This window comes from Halobacterium zhouii, assembly GCF_021249405.1.
Classification (GTDB): Archaea; Halobacteriota; Halobacteria; order Halobacteriales; family Halobacteriaceae; genus Halobacterium; species Halobacterium zhouii.
Genome location: NZ_CP089593.1, coordinates 751,949 through 772,334 on the forward strand (window position 1 = coordinate 751,949; position 20,386 = coordinate 772,334).

General features: G+C 59.8%; 17 protein-coding genes. 7 read left to right on the forward strand and 10 right to left on the reverse strand.

Annotation, left to right across the window (positions count from 1 at the left end; translation table 11 throughout):
- Positions 1–21: 21 nt before the first annotated feature.
- The gene (locus LT970_RS03860; protein WP_232687994.1) at positions 22–399 is read right to left on the reverse strand and encodes a homing endonuclease associated repeat-containing protein; all 378 of its coding nucleotides are present in this window, start codon (positions 397–399) and stop codon (positions 22–24) included.
- Between the two features lie 479 nt (positions 400–878).
- Here LT970_RS03860 and LT970_RS03865 point away from each other — a divergent pair, with 479 nt between their 5' ends.
- Entirely contained in the window at positions 879–3,767 is a 2,889-nt protein-coding gene (locus tag LT970_RS03865) for an ATP-dependent helicase (protein WP_232688004.1), read from the forward strand.
- Between the two features lie 14 nt (positions 3,768–3,781).
- Here the strand turns inward: LT970_RS03865 and LT970_RS03870 are convergent, their stop codons facing one another.
- From LT970_RS03870 to LT970_RS03880, 3 genes are all read right to left on the reverse strand, one after another.
- Positions 3,782–4,915 carry a DNA cytosine methyltransferase gene (locus LT970_RS03870; RefSeq protein ID WP_232688011.1) on the reverse strand — a complete coding sequence of 378 codons (1,134 nt, stop codon included), beginning with the start codon at positions 4,913–4,915 and terminating at the stop codon, positions 3,782–3,784.
- Positions 4,916–5,040: 125 nt separating this feature from the next.
- Positions 5,041–6,507, reverse strand: a complete 1,467-nt coding sequence (locus LT970_RS03875) for an SIR2 family protein (RefSeq protein ID WP_232688015.1) — start codon at positions 6,505–6,507, stop codon at positions 5,041–5,043.
- 222 nt (positions 6,508–6,729) lie between these two features.
- Positions 6,730–7,005: an ArsR family transcriptional regulator gene (locus tag LT970_RS03880; RefSeq protein ID WP_232688017.1), complete on the reverse strand. Its 276-nt coding sequence runs from the start codon at positions 7,003–7,005 to the stop codon at positions 6,730–6,732.
- Between the two features lie 236 nt (positions 7,006–7,241).
- Between LT970_RS03880 and LT970_RS03885 the strand changes: the two genes are divergently transcribed.
- The 6 genes from LT970_RS03885 to LT970_RS03910 are packed head-to-tail and all read left to right on the forward strand — an operon-like array spanning position 7,242 to position 10,096.
- Positions 7,242–7,745: a hypothetical protein gene (locus LT970_RS03885; protein ID WP_232688019.1), complete on the forward strand. Its 504-nt coding sequence runs from the start codon at positions 7,242–7,244 to the stop codon at positions 7,743–7,745.
- The gene (locus LT970_RS03890) at positions 7,745–8,041 is read left to right on the forward strand and encodes a MarR family winged helix-turn-helix transcriptional regulator (RefSeq protein WP_232688021.1); all 297 of its coding nucleotides are present in this window, start codon (positions 7,745–7,747) and stop codon (positions 8,039–8,041) included. Before LT970_RS03885 ends, LT970_RS03890 begins: the two co-directional genes overlap by 1 nt.
- Positions 8,041–8,238, forward strand: a complete 198-nt coding sequence (locus LT970_RS03895) for a hypothetical protein (protein WP_232688023.1) — start codon at positions 8,041–8,043, stop codon at positions 8,236–8,238. Before LT970_RS03890 ends, LT970_RS03895 begins: the two co-directional genes overlap by 1 nt.
- The gene (locus LT970_RS03900; protein ID WP_232688025.1) at positions 8,231–8,476 is read left to right on the forward strand and encodes a hypothetical protein; all 246 of its coding nucleotides are present in this window, start codon (positions 8,231–8,233) and stop codon (positions 8,474–8,476) included. Before LT970_RS03895 ends, LT970_RS03900 begins: the two co-directional genes overlap by 8 nt.
- A complete protein-coding gene (locus LT970_RS03905; protein ID WP_232688028.1) occupies positions 8,473–9,063 on the forward strand; it encodes a J domain-containing protein in 591 nt (196 codons plus the stop codon). The genes LT970_RS03900 and LT970_RS03905 overlap by 4 nt, the downstream gene beginning before the upstream one ends.
- A complete protein-coding gene (locus LT970_RS03910; RefSeq protein ID WP_232688031.1) occupies positions 9,056–10,096 on the forward strand; it encodes a tyrosine-type recombinase/integrase in 1,041 nt (346 codons plus the stop codon). Before LT970_RS03905 ends, LT970_RS03910 begins: the two co-directional genes overlap by 8 nt.
- 522 nt (positions 10,097–10,618) lie before the next feature.
- On the opposite strand, the gene LT970_RS03915 is transcribed toward LT970_RS03910, so the two are convergent.
- From LT970_RS03915 to LT970_RS03940, 6 genes are all read right to left on the reverse strand, one after another.
- Entirely contained in the window at positions 10,619–11,107 is a 489-nt protein-coding gene (locus tag LT970_RS03915; protein WP_232688032.1) for a PH domain-containing protein, read from the reverse strand.
- Positions 11,108–11,468: 361 nt separating this feature from the next.
- Positions 11,469–11,654, reverse strand: coding sequence for a hypothetical protein (locus tag LT970_RS03920; protein ID WP_232688038.1), 186 nt, complete (start codon positions 11,652–11,654; stop codon positions 11,469–11,471).
- Between the two features lie 383 nt (positions 11,655–12,037).
- Positions 12,038–12,835 carry an alpha/beta fold hydrolase gene (locus LT970_RS03925; protein WP_232688043.1) on the reverse strand — a complete coding sequence of 266 codons (798 nt, stop codon included), beginning with the start codon at positions 12,833–12,835 and terminating at the stop codon, positions 12,038–12,040.
- A 189-nt stretch (positions 12,836–13,024) separates the two neighbouring features.
- A complete protein-coding gene (locus tag LT970_RS03930) occupies positions 13,025–13,582 on the reverse strand; it encodes a DUF1801 domain-containing protein (protein WP_232688044.1) in 558 nt (185 codons plus the stop codon).
- A 450-nt stretch (positions 13,583–14,032) separates the two neighbouring features.
- A complete protein-coding gene (locus LT970_RS03935; RefSeq protein ID WP_232688055.1) occupies positions 14,033–18,814 on the reverse strand; it encodes a CAP domain-containing protein in 4,782 nt (1,593 codons plus the stop codon).
- 391 nt (positions 18,815–19,205) lie between these two features.
- On the reverse strand, positions 19,206–20,366 hold the full coding sequence (locus LT970_RS03940; protein WP_232688058.1) for an NAD(P)/FAD-dependent oxidoreductase: 1,161 nt from the start codon (positions 20,364–20,366) through the stop codon (positions 19,206–19,208).
- Positions 20,367–20,386: the final 20 nt, after the last annotated feature.

Genomic DNA, 20,386 nt, shown 5'->3' on the forward strand with positions numbered 1-20,386 from the left:
TTGTATCTTCTCTCGTCTCAGTCAACAATCTACTCTACGACGAGTCAACCACGCCTCTTTCTCCTTCGCTTCGACCCACGTCCCACAGATCGCTAGACTCGTACCAGCAGAGGGACTGATATCGAGGCGCTCGTACGCGTCGTAGCTCGGTTCCTCACCGAGTATCTCGGCGGCCTCCTGAATCGCCTCGAGGCAGTCAGCTTCCGAATACTGGCGGCCACGCTTGTGCTCGAGGCCGAGTGCCTCCTTCGCGGCGATCCAGCCGCCGCAGCGCGCGATGATGGTGTTGTAGGACGGCGAGATGTCGAGGCCCTTGTACTCGTCGACGGTCGGCGGATGGCCGAGCTCGTCGACGGCGTCCTGGAGGGCTTCGAGGCATTCTTCTTTTGTATACACCATTCCGAGTCGGCCAAACATTACCGAAACCCAACTGAGTAGTTGCCGGTCTAACCGGGCGCTTCCGACTTAGAAAGAGACCACCCCCGCTGCGGGTTGAGTCTGATGATTTCGCCGCAAAGTTTGACAATCTCTTCTTACTGCTCGACGGGCATTGAGAAGAAAATCGGCTACTTCGCCTCGTCATTGTTCTGTATACGGCTGAGATGTGGCCGCTCAGAAGGTAGCGTAGGAGAGGATGTCTTAGTTCGGCTGCTCGTTAACCACAAGGAGCCAGCATAGCGGTTGCCAGCCCTAGTCAAACCCGGGTACCTGTCCTAGTAGAGTTGAAAGTTCTGCGCCATACCGAGTCGGAGACAGTTAGGGCTGGAGTAGGTGGGGCGGATGGAGTTGAAGTGGTAACGCAAACTCTATCGCTGTTACCTTGATTCACTCACTTTCCTAGGCAAGATTTATCACTTTACTATTTGGATAAGTGCCTAATGCCTGACCTTACGGAGGATGACTTTTGGACTGGCCCACAGAAAGAAGTAATCAACCATCAGGAAGGCCCGCTGCAGGTAATTGCTTGTGCAGGATCTGGCAAGACACATACAATTTCTGCCCGGATTGCTCAGATGGTCCACGACGGCGTGGACCGAGACCAAATACTTGCATTTACTTTCACCGAAAACGCTGCTGAGGAACTCCAAGTCCGAATTCGAGAGATGATGCAAGAGGCAAATCCAAACAACCCCATTTTGGGGAACATGTACGTAGGTACGATTCACGGATTTTGCTTAGACAGGGTTCTTCACGAGTTTGATCCTGATACACTCAGTTACGACGTTCTCAATGATAATCAGCTGTCTGCATTCCTTGCGAACAATTATCCTCACCTTGGTCTCTACGAAATTGGTGAAGAGGATGAATATCCCTACACCAAAGCCCAGCAGATTAATCGCTTCAAGAAGGACATAGACGCACTTCGCCGAGAATTGATTGAGGAAGATGTCCGAGCGTCCGGAGATGGACTTACTCAGGAGTTCTTGGAAGTCTATGATGCTTTCCAAGAGGAAATGGAGGACTCTCACTTCTACGACTATCAGGAGATAATCTACGAGACAGTCCAGCGTCTACAACAGGATGAAGAACTACTTGAGAAAGTACAAAGTCAATACGAGTACATCATAGTTGACGAGTATCAGGACGTAAACACCGCACAAGAGGAACTTATCCAGCTCATCGCAGGCGAAGAGAAGAATGTCTGTGTGGTCGGCGACGATGATCAGGCGATCTTCCGCTGGAGGGGTGCTCAGGTAGATAACTTCCTCTCGTTTGAAGATCGATACGAGGCAGATGTCATCCGGCTAGAGGAAAACCACAGATCTACTGAAGCAATTGTTGACATTGCTCACTCCAGTATTCAGCGTAACACCAGACGCCTCCCGAAACAGATGCGTTCAGATAGCAACTATGACGTGGGAGATATCTACCAGTACTTCTTCGACCGAGACCAAGAAGAGGTAGAATTCATCGCGGACAAGATTGAACACCACCATCACACGCGGTTCGAAGACCCTACCACTAGGGAGGAACGCGCTCTTACCTACGGCGACTTCGCGATTCTATTCCGTCGGAAGAGAGATATGGATTTAATTCAGGAGGAACTCGAGGAACGCGGCATTCCATATACTGTCCGGGGGAGAGACAACCTGTTTGGACGCCCGGAAACCGAGTTCCTCAGGCTGGCGTTCGGGTACATCGCCAGAGGATATGACGATGATCTTCAGGTTATTGATGCCGAGGATTCTGATTTATCTGCCTGGGGTGACACTGAGTATATGTCTGTATCAGAGGATGACCTTCGGAATGCCATCCGTTCCAATCCACGTTTAGAGGATCGAGAAGACGAGATAATGACTACCCTCATTGAGAAACGAGCTTGGTACGAAGACCCCACAAGCCGTCGAATCCATCCCCAAGACGAACTCCAAGATGTACTTTCTGCGATGGGTCTGGGCGACGAAGAGGCAGTCGAAAGTACAGATGACGAGGCGTTCCCGGAATCGCTAATGTACGATTTGGGGCAAGTAAGCGAACTGTTCAAAGATTTCGAAACCGTCTACGAGATGATTTTCCCCGACCAGATTGCCAACCTGGTTCGATTCTTAGATTACGCCCTCGAGAATGCAAATCCCCAAATCGACGATCCCACCCTAGTTAACGCGGTCAACCTGATGACCATTCATTCCGCTAAGGGTACTGAATATCCCGCGGTGTTCATGCCCTGTCTCAGTACGTTCAAATTCGGCAGTAGTCCGTCGGGTTCTGCCCGCGATTCTTGGCTCCCAGACGATGTTTTCGACGCGGAGATTTACTTCGAAGATACCGAGAACCTCCGTCGACTGTTCCATGTTGGCGTTACGAGGGCTAAGAAGTTCTTGTTCTTGACTGGGGCTGAAGAAAACCGCGGATACGACTTCTCCCTCTCTCCAAATGACTTCTACACTGAAGTCAGAGATGATGATCATCCGAGCGTGATGCAAGAACTTCGGGCAGATCCCACCCCCCGGCAAGATGTGGAGCCAGACGAAGAACTGGCCAATGTCGTCTATCCAACCTCCTTTACCGATCTTCGCTACTTCAAGAAGTGCCCCTTCGACTACAAACTCAGGAACATCTACAACTTCGCACCGACCATTGACTCAGCATTCGGATACGGGTTTGCTGTCCACGATGTCCTGAGAGAGGTTCACCAGAGATTCGAGGACAATCAACAAGCATTGCTTCCCAGTCCTGGAGAAGTCGAGAGAATGGTAGAGAATCCAGAGCGGTTCTATCTCCGTTATGCAAGCGGCGAGGTGGAAGATAACCTTCGCGAGGAAGCCGCTCGGGTTCTCAAGGACTATGTGCGAGAATACGGTGATGACGTCGCACTCACGTACAAAGCCGAGGAGCCCTTCGAGTACTTGATTGAGGGGGCGGATAGCAGTGGAGAAGCTCTAATCTCCGGTGAGATAGACTTACTTGAACGACGTGACCCAGAGACTGGAGAAGTGGAGGAGGTCAACGTCATCGACTTTAAAACCGAGAAAGAGCCAGACTCTGTCCACGATCCCAAACTGGTAGCGTCAGAGTTCCAAGTTAGGCTCTATGCGGCTGCAACCCAGTCCGAACTGGACCTCTCGGCGGTTGACGGATACATTCACTATCTCAGTGAGGGGAACCGGAGGACCGTTGACCTCTCTGACTCGCGACTAGAACAGGTTGAACAAGACGTAGAGAGCGACGTTGATAGCATCATGGACCGGGATTTCTTCGCCACTCCAGACTCAGAAATTTGCTCTACTTGCGACTTCCAAGATATCTGCCCTCACTCAGAAGACTAACTCTCAACTGACCGCTATTCGAGAACAGGTTGGCGTTCCGCTTCGAGGAACTCCCCGTGGTCGAAATCCTGGCTCTTCACTAATTTTCCCTCCTCCCCTTGGAGGTGGGACTTCACTGCCTTTGCAATATGATAGGCGAGTTTTGGAGGGACTGCATTCCCGATGAGTCGTGCAGTGTGAACCTGATACGGTGTCCCGAACTCGAAATCGTCGGGGAACGTCTGGAGTCTCGCTCCCTCTCGAAGGGTTATCGTTCGCTCTAGACCTGCTTCAGGATGGAGATGCCTGCCTTTCATCGGTTTGTGGAAGGAGGTCCGGATTGTTACTGAAGGTTCATTCCAGCGAAGTCTTCCAAACAAGTCTGTTCCCCCGTCTTCGTAATCCTTCCAGCAGTTCGGTAATAGATAACGTGGAATATCGTGCCTGTTCCCTCCCCTCGGTACCTTCTTCATTCGTTCCTTGGTCAACTCACTGAAGTTCCGGGAGTTATGGAGATTCTCGTCAGTCGCATACATCGGCAGATCACCGATGGCTTGCCTAACAGTCTTAGTTGGCTCCCGGGTGGGAGTTGGGAGAAACGGCGTCCCCTGCTTGCTGCCAATTACGAATGCCCGCTTACGATGTTGGGGAACACCATAGTCTGCTGCATCGAGCTTTCCGACTACGGTCGTATAATCATGTTCTTCCGCCAATTCCACGAGCCCTTTTCCAGCCGGTGAATCTAGGAACCGTGGCACATTCTCAACGACGAAGACTTCTGGGTTAATATCCTCAACTGCGCGAAAGTATTCCTTCCAAAGATGGTTTCGCTCGTCGTCGAGGTCCTCTGTTTTCGTACTGTTCAACTGAGAAAATCCTTGGCATGGAGGCCCCCCTAGGACAACATCAGCATCATCCCAAGTTGAGAAAGTATCTATATCCTGTATTTTCGAGTTCTCTACAGCACAGTCGAAGTTCTTCTCAATCGTTTCTGTTGCTGCCTCGTAATCGTCAAGGGCATAGATGGTTTTGAAGCCCTCAGTTTCCCAGCCCAATTCCTCGTATCCGAGTTTGCCGAGCCCGTTTAGTTGCTCTGGATGGTCAAACCCGAACGAAAACCCACCTGCGCCGCAGAACAAGTCAACTATTTTATAGTTTTCGTCTCCCATATACCTTCTAGATATCTACCGATACAAATCACATCCCTATAAAATATCGCCTCACGGCACGTGGGGAGCAGAGAAGTCTCGCCAACAATCGAACAGAGACACCGAAAATTCCCTCAATTGATAACTCAAATGAAACTACTTATTTGGAGTCCACGGTCTTCATGATCCTCAGGAACCCTAGATTCTGGAATACGGATTTCGAAGTCTTCACCCTCCTTCACCTTTCTAAACAAGTCGACGCCGGCACTTGAGTATCGTCTATACGTAACAGAATCATTGAAAAAGGCAACATGGAACTTGTTATTGAACCCAGTTAAGTTCATTTCTGATTCCTCATATATTGGGGCTAGCACTTCCTGTTTGAATTCGTGGGCCCTCCCTGACAGTTCGAGTTCCTCATAGAGTTCCTCCGGAGAGAGGTGGTGGTCGAAAAGAAATCCCGCGTTAGTCCCATCGGCAGAAATTCCAAGAACCGTTTCTAGCTCATCTTGGCTCTCAGCTGCTTCCTCAATTCGCTGATGGTCTACAACCCTTTCGCCAGATGACTTTGACCGAACAACCTCGTAGGTATTCGCAAGCAATTTACGAAGATACCGGACATCAACTTCGAAACCCTCTCCACTGGCAAACGCCTCGAATACCCACTTGAAATCCCTCGCAACGATACATTTTACAGCAATCGATTGGTCTTCGTTAAGCTGAATTCGTTTATGCCGAGGATACGACTCACGTGATTCAACATCGCGGTCAAACTGTAGGAAATAGATGTCGTCAGCAATAATCTGGTCATCTGGAAGCAACTGATTCACCCAAGAGAGGATAGAACGGATGTTAGTGTCTGAAGCACTGTATCCAACAATCAATAGTGGATGTTCGGCAAAGTACGTCAACATTTTGGAGCTGAGATATCGTTTTCTACTGACGAACTCTTTATAATCTTCCGAGGTTAAAATGAGGGAGTCAGGATTTGTAGAGGAACCATGGATTTTGAGAATCTCTCCGACGCTTCGGTGAGGGGTCCGAAGGATTTTCTCTCCGACAATTACGTCGTATTTTGGTTCCTCTTCCTCCTCATTATGGTTAAATATATTCCCGATGAATTGGTCATAGTTTGTGGTGATGATAGCGTGTGGTTGAATCTCTCGTAAGGCTCTAATCTCTTCAGTTAAATTCTCCACCTCAAATCCCTCGTCAACATCATCTTGAGACAGATCTTCCGGCGATTCCGGGGTTAAATTACTGAAGTAGTCTGCAATCTCTGTCTTCAAGTACGTATCCGAGTTGTCATCAAACTTCAGTTGCATTTCAGAAAACTTGGACTCGTTTCGATCCCAAGCCCATTGTGCATAGTAGTCTGCTAGGAGGGACCCCATCTCCGGAGGATCTCTGTCCTGTCGGTAGTATCCGTAATTGTGATCCAATTTTGGGCAATCTGATGCCATCTGTTTCAACAGATTGTCCCAGCCAGGTGCTGAGAAATACCGCTTAGAAAGACCTGAGCCAGCGAAAAGTATTGGCTGAACTGGCCGTGAACCTACAACCTCCTTGATGTCGTTAGTTACCCGCTCTTGGTATTCGCCAAAACTGTCCATAAATAGTATCATGTATTTACCAACAAAATGCTATCGATGGTACGGATAATGGATTCGTTCAGCCTCCGTTCACCGTGGTGAGATGAATTCCAGCCTGTAAAATTGCAAGCTCTCTGTATTAGCGTGCTTCCGTTCATGCCCACACTCTCGCTTTAACCCGAACAGTCCTCGGCCTAGGCATGCTGGTCACAGCTGGAAAACAATCAGACCAGAATCGCCTGATTAGTCCTCGAGGTCCTCGGTTGGGAGATCGCCCTGAAGCCACGCACGACCGCGCTCGGAGAGCCGGTAGATTCCGGCCTCTTCGTCGTAGTACTCGATTAAAGAGTTCTCCCGGAGATGAAGCACATGACTACGAACCGCGTCTCTGCTCCAATCAGAGTTCTCAGCAATCAAGCGAGGGGTCAAAACGAGTTCTCGGTTTCCCGAATTTTGGAGGCGTTCGAGGATGTCTCTGTCTACCGGAGTCATCCACGACGCCAGTTCAATCCGGGCCATTCACTAAATCAGGTGGTCGGTGCCATCTTACAATTTACGCACGAGACTGTAGAAGAACCATACAACGTTGTAGATACACAGTCCAGTGGGTAAGTATTAAGTCAGTTGGACACAGCCTTGTGGTTGACAGGAGTCTCCCTGTGGGCAACAATCCTACTCGTTGTCTCAGGAAAGTGCGGGCCTCGCTGCTGGAACAGCAGACCCGCGCGGGCTCCTGTACCCAGAGTACAGAAGCCATGTTCGATTCCAACGACAGCGGACAAGAGTGTTCTGTTGCACAGCACCGCGAGAACGACGACGATGGCTGCCCGAAGTGCGGCGGCCCGATTCAGTACGTGGAGACGCGCGGCCCCGGTGACGTTCGTGTACAGCCCTGCGGGCACCGCATCTCGCAAGTGCTCGCGCGGAACTTCCCGCGAGCAGACGACGGCCTGCGCGCGGACGGTGGTACACCTCCGACGACAGAGGCCGCCGCGGACGCAGCTCGTGACCTGCTCGACATCCCCGAAGTGAGTGGTGAGTTCGACGTCTCAGTCAACAACACGACGAACGGCGAATCCGTATCCATCACACCACCGCCGGGTACTGGTTTGACGGACAGAGTTCTCAGTCGCCTCAAAACCGAGTGTGGACTCCATCTCCGCAACGTGTTCCCGGCCGCATCGATGCAGTTCACCGCGACGTTCCACCCCACGGGAGGAGATTCATCGGCTGCCGTCGACGAGGAGGTGAACAACTGATGTCCACCGACGCCTCTGCGGACCGCGTCGACTGGGACGCGCTCAGTTACGTCGCGGCCAGCGACTACCGGTGTGCGGTCGTCGCCGCGCTCGACGTCAAGGGCCCCGCGATTCCGACGACCATCGGCCAGCGCACCGACCTGGACCTCACGCACGTCTCGCGTACGCTCTCGGAACTCCGCGAGCGCGACATCGTGAAACTCCTCGTCCCCGAGGAGCGCTCGAAGGGCCGCGTCTACGGGCTCACCGACGCCGGCGCGACACTCGCCGAGCAGACCGACGAGGTGGACATCTGATGTCCCCGAGCGAACTCGCCGACACGCTCGACCGCCGTGCCCGCCAGTGCAGCATGATCGCCGACGACCTCGCGGACGACGCGCCGGAGGATACCGAGCACGGCCCGGAGTACTTCGAGGGGAAATGCGCAGGCTACGAGGCCGCCGTGAAGGAGCTCCGCGACCACGCTGTCACGGACGGTGATGGGCGTGAGTGACGACGCGAACGAACGCGTCGTTGCGGACTGGAGAGAGCGCCCGTTCTCGGACACCGAGCGGCGTCGAGAGACGGTTCACCACCGCATCCGAGTTGTCGCCCACGACGGCGTCGGCGTCGACGTACAACACGAGGTGCGCCGCGAGACCGAGGGCGCGTGGACGACCGCGGAGGTCTTCGAGTCTCGACCCCACGGCATCGAGAAGGTCAACCTCGACGAACGGTGGTGGGCAGCGTGACGCGAGTCGACTGGCCGCGGGGCTTCCCCCGCACCGGCGCCGGCGACCGCGAACGGAACAACAGCTTCCGCGTCTCGCTCGCAACGGCGTTCGACGACCTCGAGACGGAACTCAACCGCCTCGGCGTCGACGAGGACGGCTACCGGTACAGCTTCGACGCCCAGCAGCGCCAGACCGACCAGCGGCCGTACGCGCGAGCGAACCCCGACGACCCGGGATTCGCGCTCCGCTGGAAGATGGACGGCGCACAATACGCTGTCGCTTGTGACGCCTACACGGCGCTGCGCGACAACGTGCGCGCCATCGGCCTCTATCTCCGTGAGAAGCGGAAGATGGAGAAGCGACCCGTCGAGACCGGCGAAAGCGAGTTCGCGAACGCTCGCCTCCCGCCCGCTGACAAGGACATCGTCGTAGCCAATTCTGTTCGTGGCGCCCACGACGTGCTCAACGTCGCCCCGGATGCGAGCGACGACGAGGTCCGGGCAGCCTACCGCGAGCGGGTGAAAGACGCACACCCGGACAACGGTGGCAGTGACCGCGAGTTCCAGCGAGTCCGTGACGCCAAGGAGGCGATGCTCGGTGAGTAAGGAGTTGCAGCCCGTCTCTCCGGCAAACGCAGTCGACCTGTATCTCGACTCGCGGCGTGACGACGCCGCCGCGTGGACGGTGACCTCGCACGAAGCGCGACTCCGCCCGTTCGTGGAGTGGTGCCAGACCGAGGACATCGACAATCTGAACGGCCTTACCGGACGCGACCTCTACCAGTACCGCGTCTGGCGACGCGACGGCGAGTACAGTGGTGCCGACGTCGAGGAACTCGCCCCGGCGACCCTGAAAAGCGCGCTCACCACGCTTCGCGCGTTCTTGCGGTTCTGTGGGAACATCGAGGCCGTCCACGAGGACCTCTTCGAGAAGGTCCCGATTCCGGCGCTCTCGAACGCCGACGAGGTCTCGGACTCGAAGATGGTGCCCGAGCGCGCCCCGCCGATTCTGAAGTACCTCGAGCGCTACGAGTACGCCAGCCGCGACCACGTGATCGTCCTGCTCATGTGGCACACGGGCGCTCGCCTCGGCGGCGTCCGTTCGCTCGACCTCCAGGACTGCGACCTCGACGATAGCAACCCGGGCGTCGAGTACGTCCACCGGCCCGAGCAGGACACGCCCCTGAAGAACGACGAGGACAGCGAGCGGTTCAACCGAGTCAGCAGCGAGGTGGCTCGCGTTCTTCGGGACTACATCGACGGCCCGCGCACCGACTCGACCGACGAGTTCCACCGCGACCCACTGATCACGACTACTCACGGCCGCGCCTCGCCGACGACGATTCGCGAGACGATCTACAAGTGGACGCGTCCGTGCTTCATCGGCGAGGGGTGCCCACACGATCGCGACCCTGACGAGTGCGAGGCGATGTACTACAAGCAGGCGAGTAAGTGCCCGTCGTCGCGGAGCCCGCACGACTGGCGGAAAGCTCGCGTGACGAAGTACCGGTACGACGGCATCCCTCGGAGCATCGTCTCTGACCAGCTCAACGCCTCAGAGGACGTTTTGGACAAGCACTACGACCGCGCCTCGAAGCGCAAGCGCGCCGAGCGGCGCTGGCGAGAAATTCAGCGATAGCACCATGACTCACTCCCCAGACAGCGCTCCGACACAACAGTACCGAACGCAGAACAATGTTGCAGGCGGCGAGACCGCGGGTACCCGGTCGCGCAACCCCTGCAGCGCCCATTCTCGCGTGTGTTCGTGCTCGGCCGACGAGCGACCTGGTGAGTCGGGTCGTCACCCAGACGAACAGTGTTAGTGGGACGAAGAACCAGTCCAGAACAGGTCACGGAGACCCCACTCCGTAAACCGCCGTGGCGCCGCCTGCCTCTACTCGTAGCCCCGAAGGAGAGGTGGCAAAAACCAGTCACCGCGCGTCTACGTGTCAAGTCCGAACTATCCTCGGTCTATTCGTCGGCGGCAAGGGTGTCGTGGTGGGCCTCGCCGCAGTTGTCGAAGACCCACGCCACGCCGTAGTCCATCCCCGACATCCTGATGAGGTCGGCCACCCCCACATACTCCACGCTCCAATTGTCGGCCATCGTCGGGGCCTGGCTCTCCACGGCGGGGGCCGGCCGCTTTCCACTGGAACACCACTCACGCGTTCCGTAATCGCCGAACCGTGTTCGACACGGCCTGGTACTCCCGGATACCGTTCAGTTCGATTGACTCGCGGTCGATGGCCATCTCGCGCTGGGACCCGTCTCGCTCACCGAACTCCCGTTCCGTGGCGGACTCCCCCCGCACCCGCTCAATCTCGAACTCGACGGTGCCCTTGTCCACCAACTTCTCGAGCAGCCCCTGGCTGGTTCGAATATCCCCGGACACGTCGTCGTATCGGGTTTCCACCGTCGTGCTCCCGGTCACACTCCCCTGCATGTCTATCAGCCGGTTGCTGGTGATGATGTACCTCGTGTGCTTCCATCTGAGGTACGGCACCAGCAGCCACGCGCCAAAGGAGACGGGGACCAGTATCCAATCCAGCGCGGACATGGCCCCCACGAACGAGGGTTGGATGTCGTGCAGCAGTTCTTCATCGTCGAAAATTTCGATGCGTCCATCGGCAGCAGTCTGGTCACTGGCCATACGAGAAGAGTTGGTGTAAATTCACTAAACTGTATATACAGGATACGTGTTCGTCTCGGTGGCGCGTAGTCGACCCCAGAATCGTCGCGGCCCGTCCCCCCTCACCGGCCTACCAGGGTGGCAAGAGCGCGCGCGAATTTTACGGTGGGACGGCTGCTTCGACCGGGTCGACTGGTCGCCGCCGGTCACATCAGGGGGCCCCGCCGGTGGGCCAGTCGACCGCGATAACGCTCCCGGAGAGCGCCACCCGACCGGCCGGCCCACGCTCCACCCACCCCACGAGTATCGTGAGGACGTCCGCGGCCACCGTGAAGTGGCCGCCAAGCCGAACGCATGGCTCGTGCCACCAGCCGCCTCTCCGCTACTGCTCGTCGCTGGCTGTGGCCCGCCACCGGTCATCGTCACCGGGCGCCGTGGCGGCTGCGACCCGCTCGACGATGGCCAGGCCCGTCTCGTAGCCGCGCCCACGCGTGATGCCGACGACGAGCGCGAGCCCCGCAATCGCCACCGACGACCCGCCGGCGAACGGCCCCCGGTTGAACGCCATCCGCACGGCGATGTCGTGGGTGGGCGGTGCAGGGAGCGCCCGAGGGGCGCGAGCGAACCGCGAGTCAGGGAAGAGGCCCTGAAACGTTGTTTCATTCCATCTTGCATTGGTTAAAATCCTGCAGCACCCATGCATTTGTCACCCACTATAACCGTCCAATAGCACAGCGATTAGTGGTCGAACGTCCACCATTCCACGTTCGTTCGACAGCGGACGCGCGAATGGTTATCAACGATATTCGCGTACAGCCAAACTGGTCGTAATCGAAGGAATCGATCATCGATGTCCGGTCACTGTTTCCGTTGGATAGGTGAACGCAGCCCCAGACCCTCCTCCCCTCAGAAGCAATCAAGTGATGCCGTTCGAGGAATCGTGAGCGGTGGTCAATCCGAGTCGAGAAATTTGGCGAGGACTCGATTGAACCGCTCGGGTTCCTCGATGGTGAGACAGTGTCCGCTCTGTTCGAACAGTTCGAACTGTACGTCCGGGATGAGTTCGGCCGCGTATCTCACGTTGGCTACGCCTCGCCATTTCTCGTCCGCTCCCGCACAGACGAGGGTCGGAACGTCGATCTCGGGAAGCACGTCCCGGTAATCCCGCATCGCGTCGAGGAGCATCGAGCCCTGCACTGACGGCGGCGTTCGCGTTTGTTCGTCGAACATCATGTTTCTGCGTTCCCTCGACGGCGGGTCTTTGAGTAGTGCCTCGATCGAATCGTCGGTGAGTTCCAGCGGGTTCGACTGGATTCCGTCGAGAGCGTCCCGCAAACCCTCGACCATGTACGTCCCGAACTCGTAGTCCTCTCGTTGGAACGGCGAGGGTTCCATATCGACGTCGACCAGCGCGCGTATCCGCTCGGTACCGAACTGGTTGACGTACTCCCACGAAACGAGCGCTCCCATCGACCAACCCACCACCGCGACGTCTGTCAGGTTGAGCTGTTCGAGGAAGACCTGAAGATCGCGGGCGTGTTGCGGAAGCGTGTGGCCTGTCTCCGTCTTCTCCGACCGCCCGTGTCCTCTGAAATCGAGCGCGACCGTGTGGAACTCCTCACTGAGTCCGACCAACTGCGGTTCGAAGAATCTCAGACCGGCAAACGCTCCGTGAAGGAACACGATCGGTGGCCCCGCTCCCTGTTCCTCGTAATACAGGTCGGCTCCGTTGCACTGGGCGACTGGCATACTCTACAGTAGGCTTTGCGCACCATTACCTTTCAGACGACATGCGCTGTATCACTGCACGATAAGCACATGCCTACACGTACGTTGTCTAAAACGGTGGTTTCGAGACGGCTGGGTTTGGTCGTCTCACGCCTCAGAAATCGATTCGTTCGACGGTCGAACGGGACGTCACCAGCTCGTCCCGGAGCATCACCAACCCATCCCCGGGTCGTCGGCAGCCTGACGGACCCAGGGGCCGACCTGCTCCTCGTCCAGCGTATCGGTCTCCTCCAGGTCCAGGGCCTGTCTATCCGGAGCCGTCCCACTGGGTGGCTTCGGTTCGAGGTACGATTCACACACGAATGTCAGTTTCACGTGTTTCGAGAACGCACTGAACGACGCAAACCATCCCTGACCCTCGATGCCATAGAACGGCTGGTGATACTTCACGGCGCGGCGCACACCAGGCACTTCGCGTTCGATGAACTCGTCGAATCGTGTCGCGGCCTCGCGCTTCCAACCCGGCAGCGCTGCGATGTACGCTTTCACCGCTGTTGACCCATCGGTATCGTCCTTCCTTCGCGCCGCCTGGTACTGTTTTTGCCGTCGTTCCCACTCTTCTTCTGTCGGAGTCTGGTCCGGCAGTTCGATTTCCCCCAACTCCTCGTCCACGATGGTTTTCTCTCCCGATCGGCCTGTGATTGCGGTCACAACCAGAACCGGGTCTGACTCGTCGGGCCCGGAGAACAGGTCGAAGTCCAGCCGCAACGTCCCCTCCCGCCAGTGGCGGGCGAAACCCACCCATCCGTCGGGATGGTCGTCCCGAGTGTCTCGCTCGACTCGGAACAGACCCAGCAAGGCGGGAATGGCGTCGGCGCCCCACTGGAGCCCCCGTTCCAGATCCGTGAATCGAACGCCTTCGTCGTGGTCGGCCTGGTAGTAGGGTGCTCTGATCGCTCGGTTCGCCGTCACGAGTTCAGAGACCCGCTGGACCGTGATCGGACTGGACGAGCTCATTCTCACTCACCAGGATGTCGTATCGGCTTATCAATAGTCGGTTGGTCGACGTCGAGCAGGACGGCTCGTTCGACGGTCGAGTCGGGCCTGCAGCACTCGTACCCGCCACAGAATCTAGTTCCGCGCTCAGTCACATCGTGTCGGGCCTGGTTTCGAAATCTGGTTGCGACACGTCACGCCAGATCACGTCGCAACCGGGATTCACCCGTGTGGAGCGCGGAGGGGCACCAAATCCCCAAGAGGAGTCAGGTCGACAGCGGTTGCGTTAGGTGTCGAGGTGGACGTCGAGGCGGTTGGCGTCTCGGTGGACGCCGGGGTGATTGTCGAGGTTGGCACCTCGATGGACGTCGGCGTGGTTGTCGAGGTAGACACCTCGGTGGATATCGAGGTGGTTGTCGAGATCGACGTCTCGGTGGGTGTCGACGTTGGCGCCTCGGTGGGTGTCGACGTTGGCGTCCCGCTCGGCTGGACCGTCTGGTCACAGAAGTTCTGCGTCACGAGCAGCGAAGCCTGGGAGCGGCCGAGAAGACCCTCGGCCTCACCGTCAACGAACGTGTCGTTGATGCTGTCCTGCGTGAAGTAGACGCCGATGCCCTCGCTGTCCCAGTCGGGGTCGAGGATGTTCGCACGCTGATCGGAGGAGTTCATCCACGATGAGACCACTGCGTCGGCGAACTGCTCGTTCGTAACGGGCCCACTCACTCCCTGAATGTTCTCCCCATAGGCACTACAGCCGTCAGTGGCTACCACGCTCTGGTACCGGTCGAGCGGTCCTTCGCCGTCGGGGTTGACGTTCTCGAAGAAGTTCCGCTCGGCCATGTCCTCGCTGTGTGCTCGGGCGACCGATGCCAGGGTGTCGTTGAATCTCAGGGGGTCGAGCCCGTTCTGCTGGCGAATCTCGTTGACGCGCTCGTGAATCAGTCGCTCTATCTCCTCGGAGTCGATGAGTCGGGGTTCCTCGACCTGGTGAGCAGGAATCGCGGGGTTGACCCAGAATATCGACCGCCCGGGGTCGGCAGGGTCGAACCCGTAGCGGGCCGGGTCGACGAACCCGGGGTCGGACTGGTTCAGGGGGTCCGTCCCGTTGGCGACTTCGGCTCCGTCGGTCACGGCGTCCATGTCGGTGTCCGGCAGGAGCGGGTCCGTTTCGCCGTCGGCCTCCTCGCCGTCGCTGAGGCCGTCGCCGTCGGTGTCCGCTCTCGTCGCGTTCGTCCCGAGGTCCGCCTCTCGTTCGTCGACCAACCCGTCGCTGTCCGTGTCGACCGGCGAACCGACAAGTTCGACCGACAGCGTCTCGTTGCCGTTCAGCGGGACCACCCGACCGTCCTCGCTCGTCGCGTTCAGCGTGTAGTTCCCGGGCGCAAGCCCAGTGGCGGTCACGTTTTCGCCGGGACCGACCGGCGTCGTCCCGACCGTTCCGGATTCGTTGGTGACCGTCACGGAGACGCCCAGCTCGTTCGGGTTCTCGACGCTGAACGTCTCGTTACCGACGACGACGGCAAGCGACTCGAGTGGCGTCACGGGCGCGGTAACGGTGAAGTTGTACGTCTCGCTGCCGTTGATTGGAACCGCCCGCCCGTCCTCGGCGGTGGCCGTCGCGGTCCAGTTACCGGGCGCGAGACCGGCCAGCGTCTCGTTCGACGTGGCCAACACGGACAGCGTCCGGTTGGCGCCGGTCTCGTTCGTGGCGTTGACTGTGACGGCGAGGTCGTTCGGATTCTCGACGGTCAACGACTGGATCTCGACGGTCGCGGTCAGCGAATCGAGTGCTTGGGGCTCGGGAGTCGTCGGATCGGGGGTCGTTGGCTCCGGAGTCGTCGGTTCGACCATTGTTGGTTCAGCCGTCGTTGGTTCCGATGTTGTTGGCTCTGCCGTCGTCGGCTCGACCGTCGTTGGTTCGACCGTCGTTGACTCGACTGTCGTCGGCTCTGCCGTCGTCGGCTCCGGGGTCGTCGGCTCTGCTGCCTGCACCGAGAATGCGAAGCTCTCGTTCCCGTTGACCTGGGCCGTCGCGTTCCCCTCGCTGGTCGCGGCTAGCGTGTAGTTACCCGCCGGCAGGTTTGAGATGGTCTCTGTCTCGCCCGGGGGGACGGCGAACAACTCGACGGTTCCAGTCTCGTTGGTCAGGTTTGCCGTCGCGTCCACGCCGGAGGGGTTCGTGACCGTGAGCGTGGCGTTCTCGACCGACGCAGTGAGGTTCGCCTGGCCGACCGGCGGCAGGGTTGGCGCGGTGGTCTCGATGGAGACGTTCAGCGTCTGCTCGCCGTTGAGGGAGACCGGTTCGCCCGCCTCGATGCTGGCCGTGAGGGTGTAGTTGCCGGGCGCGAGCGGGAGCGTCGTGGTCTCGTTCGCGGGCACTGTCTCGTTCTGGACCGCACCTGCCTCACCGGTCGCAGTGACCGTGACGGATGCGTCGTTCGGGTTGGTGACCGAGACGTTGCGCTCGCGCTCGACCACGGTGAGGCTTTCAGCGACCGTCGGGCACTCCTCGACGGTGACGGCGAATTCGGACTCGTTCTGCTCGCCCAGCGGCACCGTCGTGCCGTCGCCGGTGCTCGCCGTCAGAGTGTAGTCGCCAGCCGACTCCACCACCTGCCGGGTCTCTCCCGCCGCGAGACCTACCTGTTCGGTGCCGTTCGGCCCGGCGACGGTCAGTGATACGGGCACGTCGTTCGTGTTGGTGGCGGTGACGTTCGCGCAGTCCGTGGCGACGCCGAGCGACCGTATCCGCGGCGGGTCGTCGGGGTCGAGCGGGTCCGTGCCGTCGTCGACCTCCGTCCCGTCGAGGAATCCGTCCCCGTCGGTATCGGGATTGGTCACGTTGGTCCCGACTTCCGCCTCGACCTCGTCGGGGAGGCCGTCGTCGTCGGCGTCTATCGGGTTCGGGTCGTTGACGTCGAGCGGGTCAGAGTCGTTCTGAACCTCGTCGCCGTCGGTGAGGGTGTCGTTGTCCGTGTCGGGGTCGGTCGGGTCGGTGAACACGACGGTCACCTCTCGACCGTCGTCCAGTCCGTCGTCGTCGGTGTCGGAGTCCTGCGGATCGGTCCCGATCTGTCGCTCCTGGGCGGTCCCCAGTCCGTCCCCGTCGGGGTCCGGGGGTGCAGGGTCGTCGGGGTCGGTCGGATCGGTCCCGCGCTCGACCTCCGCCGAGTCGGTGAGACCGTCGCCGTCAGTGTCTGCTGCGGTCGGGTCAGTCCCGAGCTCGGCCTCCGTACCGTCGCTCAGTCCGTCGCTGTCGGTGTCGTAGGCGAGCGGGTTCGAGTCGTAGGAGTCGACCTCCTCGCCGTCGCCCACGCCATCACCGTCGGTGTCGTCGTCGTTCGGATCGGTCCCGCGGTCGCGCTCCTCACGGAGCGTCAGGCCGTCCTCGTCCGCATCTGTCTCCGTCGGGTCGTTCGGGTCCAGCGGATTCGACCCCTGATCGACTTCCTCGCCGTCGTCGATGCCGTCGCGGTCCGTGTCCGCTAGCGTCGGATTGGTCCCGTGGTTGACCTCCTCCCCGTCGTCGAGACCGTCGCCGTCAGTGTCCTGATTGCGCGGGTCGGTCTGTTCGACGAGGACCTCCGTTCCGTCGTTCAGATTGTCGCCGTCTGTGTCGACGTCATCCGGGTCGGTGCTGATGAGGCGCTCCTGGTCGTCCGAAAGCCCGTCGCGGTCGCTGTCACCGGGCGCGCGGTACTTGTCCTTGCCCTTCTGCTTCCCGTCGTGGAAGATCTTCGTCGGGCGAGTTTCCTTCTCTCGGACTGCCTTCTTCGTGGTTTCGGCGGCCGCGACCTGAACGATGATCTGTATCTGCACGATGTTGACGACCTGCACCTGCGTCACCTGGCCGAGAACCCCTCGGCAGGCGCCCCGGGCCGCCGACTGTATCTGCGTGACGCTCGCCGACTGGCTCTGGGAGAGCGCGCCCGACGCCGCGCCCATCGCGGCGACCTGTATCTGCACGATGTTGACCGTCTGGCTCTGTGAGATGGCGCCGGCCGCGGCCCCGTGGCCCGCCGCTTGCACCTGCCTGACCGTCGCCCGCTGGCTCTGGGAGACGGCGCCCTTCGCGCCGCCGAGCGCCGCCACCTGCACCTGCTTCACGTTCGCATGCTGGGTCTGCTCGAGGGCGCCCTCGGCGCCTCCCTTGGCAGCGCCGTGGGTCTTCTCGGGCTTGGCCTTCCGTTCGAGCGCTCCGTACGCCCCGCCCTGGGCGGCCTCCTGGATCTTCGAGACGTCCGCGACCTTCCGCTTGGCCGCGCCCTTCGCCGCGCCGGACGCGGCTCCCGCCGCTGCCTGTTGCACCTGCGTCACCGAAACTCGCTGGGCCTGCGCGAGCGACCCGTGAGCCGCACCGTACGCTGCCCCCTGTATCTGGGTCACGTTCGCGGACTGGGACTGACTCAGTGAGCCGCCGACGCTCCCGGAGACGGACGCCTGTAACTGGGTCACGTTCACGGACTGGGACTGCACCAGCGCGCCGTGTGCAGCGCCGCGCGCTGCGCGCTGGATCTGCTGAATGTCCGCGTCTTGATGCTGGTGCACCACGCCGACGGCCGCCGCCTTCGCGGCCTGTATCTGTGCCTGCGTGACCGTCGCACCTTGCAGTTGGGCCAGCCAGGCGCCCTCCTCGACGCCCCACTCCGCGGCGGTTTCCCGCGACTGCTTGGCGGTGGCGAGTTCGTCGTGACCGTCGGTGTCCGTGGCTGCCTGCGCGTCCGGTTGCGAAGCCGGGGACAGCGTCGCCTGCGCGCCCGGTGGCGCGGTCGGAGACGCAGCCACCTCGGCGCTGGCAGAGTTCTGGGCCACTGTAGCGCTGCTGCCAGCGATCATCGCGCTTCCGGCGACCGTCAGCGCGACCAGCAGTTGCCCCGCAGTCAGCCACTGTGAACGCCCGCGTTCAGCCACGCGTACCTCCTCCGTGTGGCCCGCGAGACGTTCGCGGAGGCGTCCGCTCGTCTTCGACGACTCGTGTGCCTCGACCTCCGTTCGTCCGGGCATCGGCTGGTCCGTGTCCGGGTGCTGTCTCCGGCGCCGCGTTCGCAGCGACCACGGAACCAGAGAGAACCGTCTGGGCGGCAGCGTCTATCATGACAATCGCTAGCTCGCACCACAGGAACGGACTTGACTGTATTTTCGTCGTCTGTATCAGCTACCACCCGATTGCCGTAGGAGGTTGCCTCGTCCGTCCGTCCTGCCTGTCGCATGGAACCGATCTGGTGGCGGTTTGCTCGAAGTTTCGACGAACGCGCGGTTGGTCGGCTTCCGAAACCGTGAACGCGAGTCGGTAGAACCTGTAGGACCACCGCGTTTTCGAACACCAAACCCAGATTTCAGCGGGAGGTATCGACGCGCCGACGGCGTCCTGTGTGACCACTCGAGTACGGCCCTGTCACTGACGGCGTTCCACGTCGACGTCGAACTCGTCACCCAACAGCCGAACCACGTCCCGGATTCCACCGGCGGACGCGAGATACCGCATCCCGATTGCGCTCTTCAACGCGTTCGCGGCGCTGCCACGAACCACTTTCGAGCCGACCTGAGCGACGGCGCTGTCGCCGATGCTCACTGCCCAGCCTGGCGATTCGAACGTGTAGCGGTCGAGTCGAGGTCGGAATCCATTCGCGGAATCTCGGTGGTCCGCGACGACAGTTTCGATGTTTCTGGCAGCGACCTTCGCTTCGCGAATCGCGGTCTGCGCGCTTGCAGGCACCATCGTCCCTTCGGCGTCTAGCACTCGGGCAGCGTCACCCAGTGCGAACGTTCGCTCGTCGAGCGCGAGGTCAGCGCGCACGTCCGGGCGTTCCCCCTCGAGCGCGTCGGTGCCGCGGATGCCGCCCGTCCAGACGAACTGGTCGTAGGCGATAGGGTCGCGTCGTTCGAGATGGATCTCGGAGTTGGTGACGCGTGTGATTTCGGCGTCGGTGTGAACCCATACGCCCTCCCGGTCGAGTTCGTCGCGGACGGCGGTCCGGAAGTTCTGAGGGAACGACGACGCGACGTCCGGCCGTTGCTCGACGAGCAGGACGTCGACGTCCGATTCGATGCCATTCTCCCGTGCGAGCGCGGCGAGTTCCCCGGCAGTCTGTACGCCGGAGAGTCCTGCGCCGCCGACGACGACCGTTCCGCCGCCGTCGTCGACCACGTCGAGGAAGTCACGACGGATGGTGGCGGCGTGTGGGAGGCGCTTCAGCGGCGTTCCGTGCTCCTCGACGCCTGGAAGGTCGTAGTCAGCCGTTTCGGTGCCGAGGCAGACAGCGGCGACGTCGTACGCCAGGTCGTCGCCGTCCTCGAAGTGAACGACGCGTTCGTCTCGGTCGATCGACTTGACCGTGGACCTGTACGTCTTTGCTCTGTCGAAGAGGTCGTCGATCCGAATCGTGATGTCGTCGGCGAATTCGGGTTTGCGAACGACCCGGTGGAGTTCGTGCTGGACGAGGTGGGTGCCGGTGTCGTCGACGACGATCAGTTCGACGTCGTCGGGTAGTCGGCGCTCGAGTCGGCGCACGAGCACGACGCCGGCGTATCCCGCTCCGAGTACCACGACTCGCATGACCGAGGATACGGGCGGGA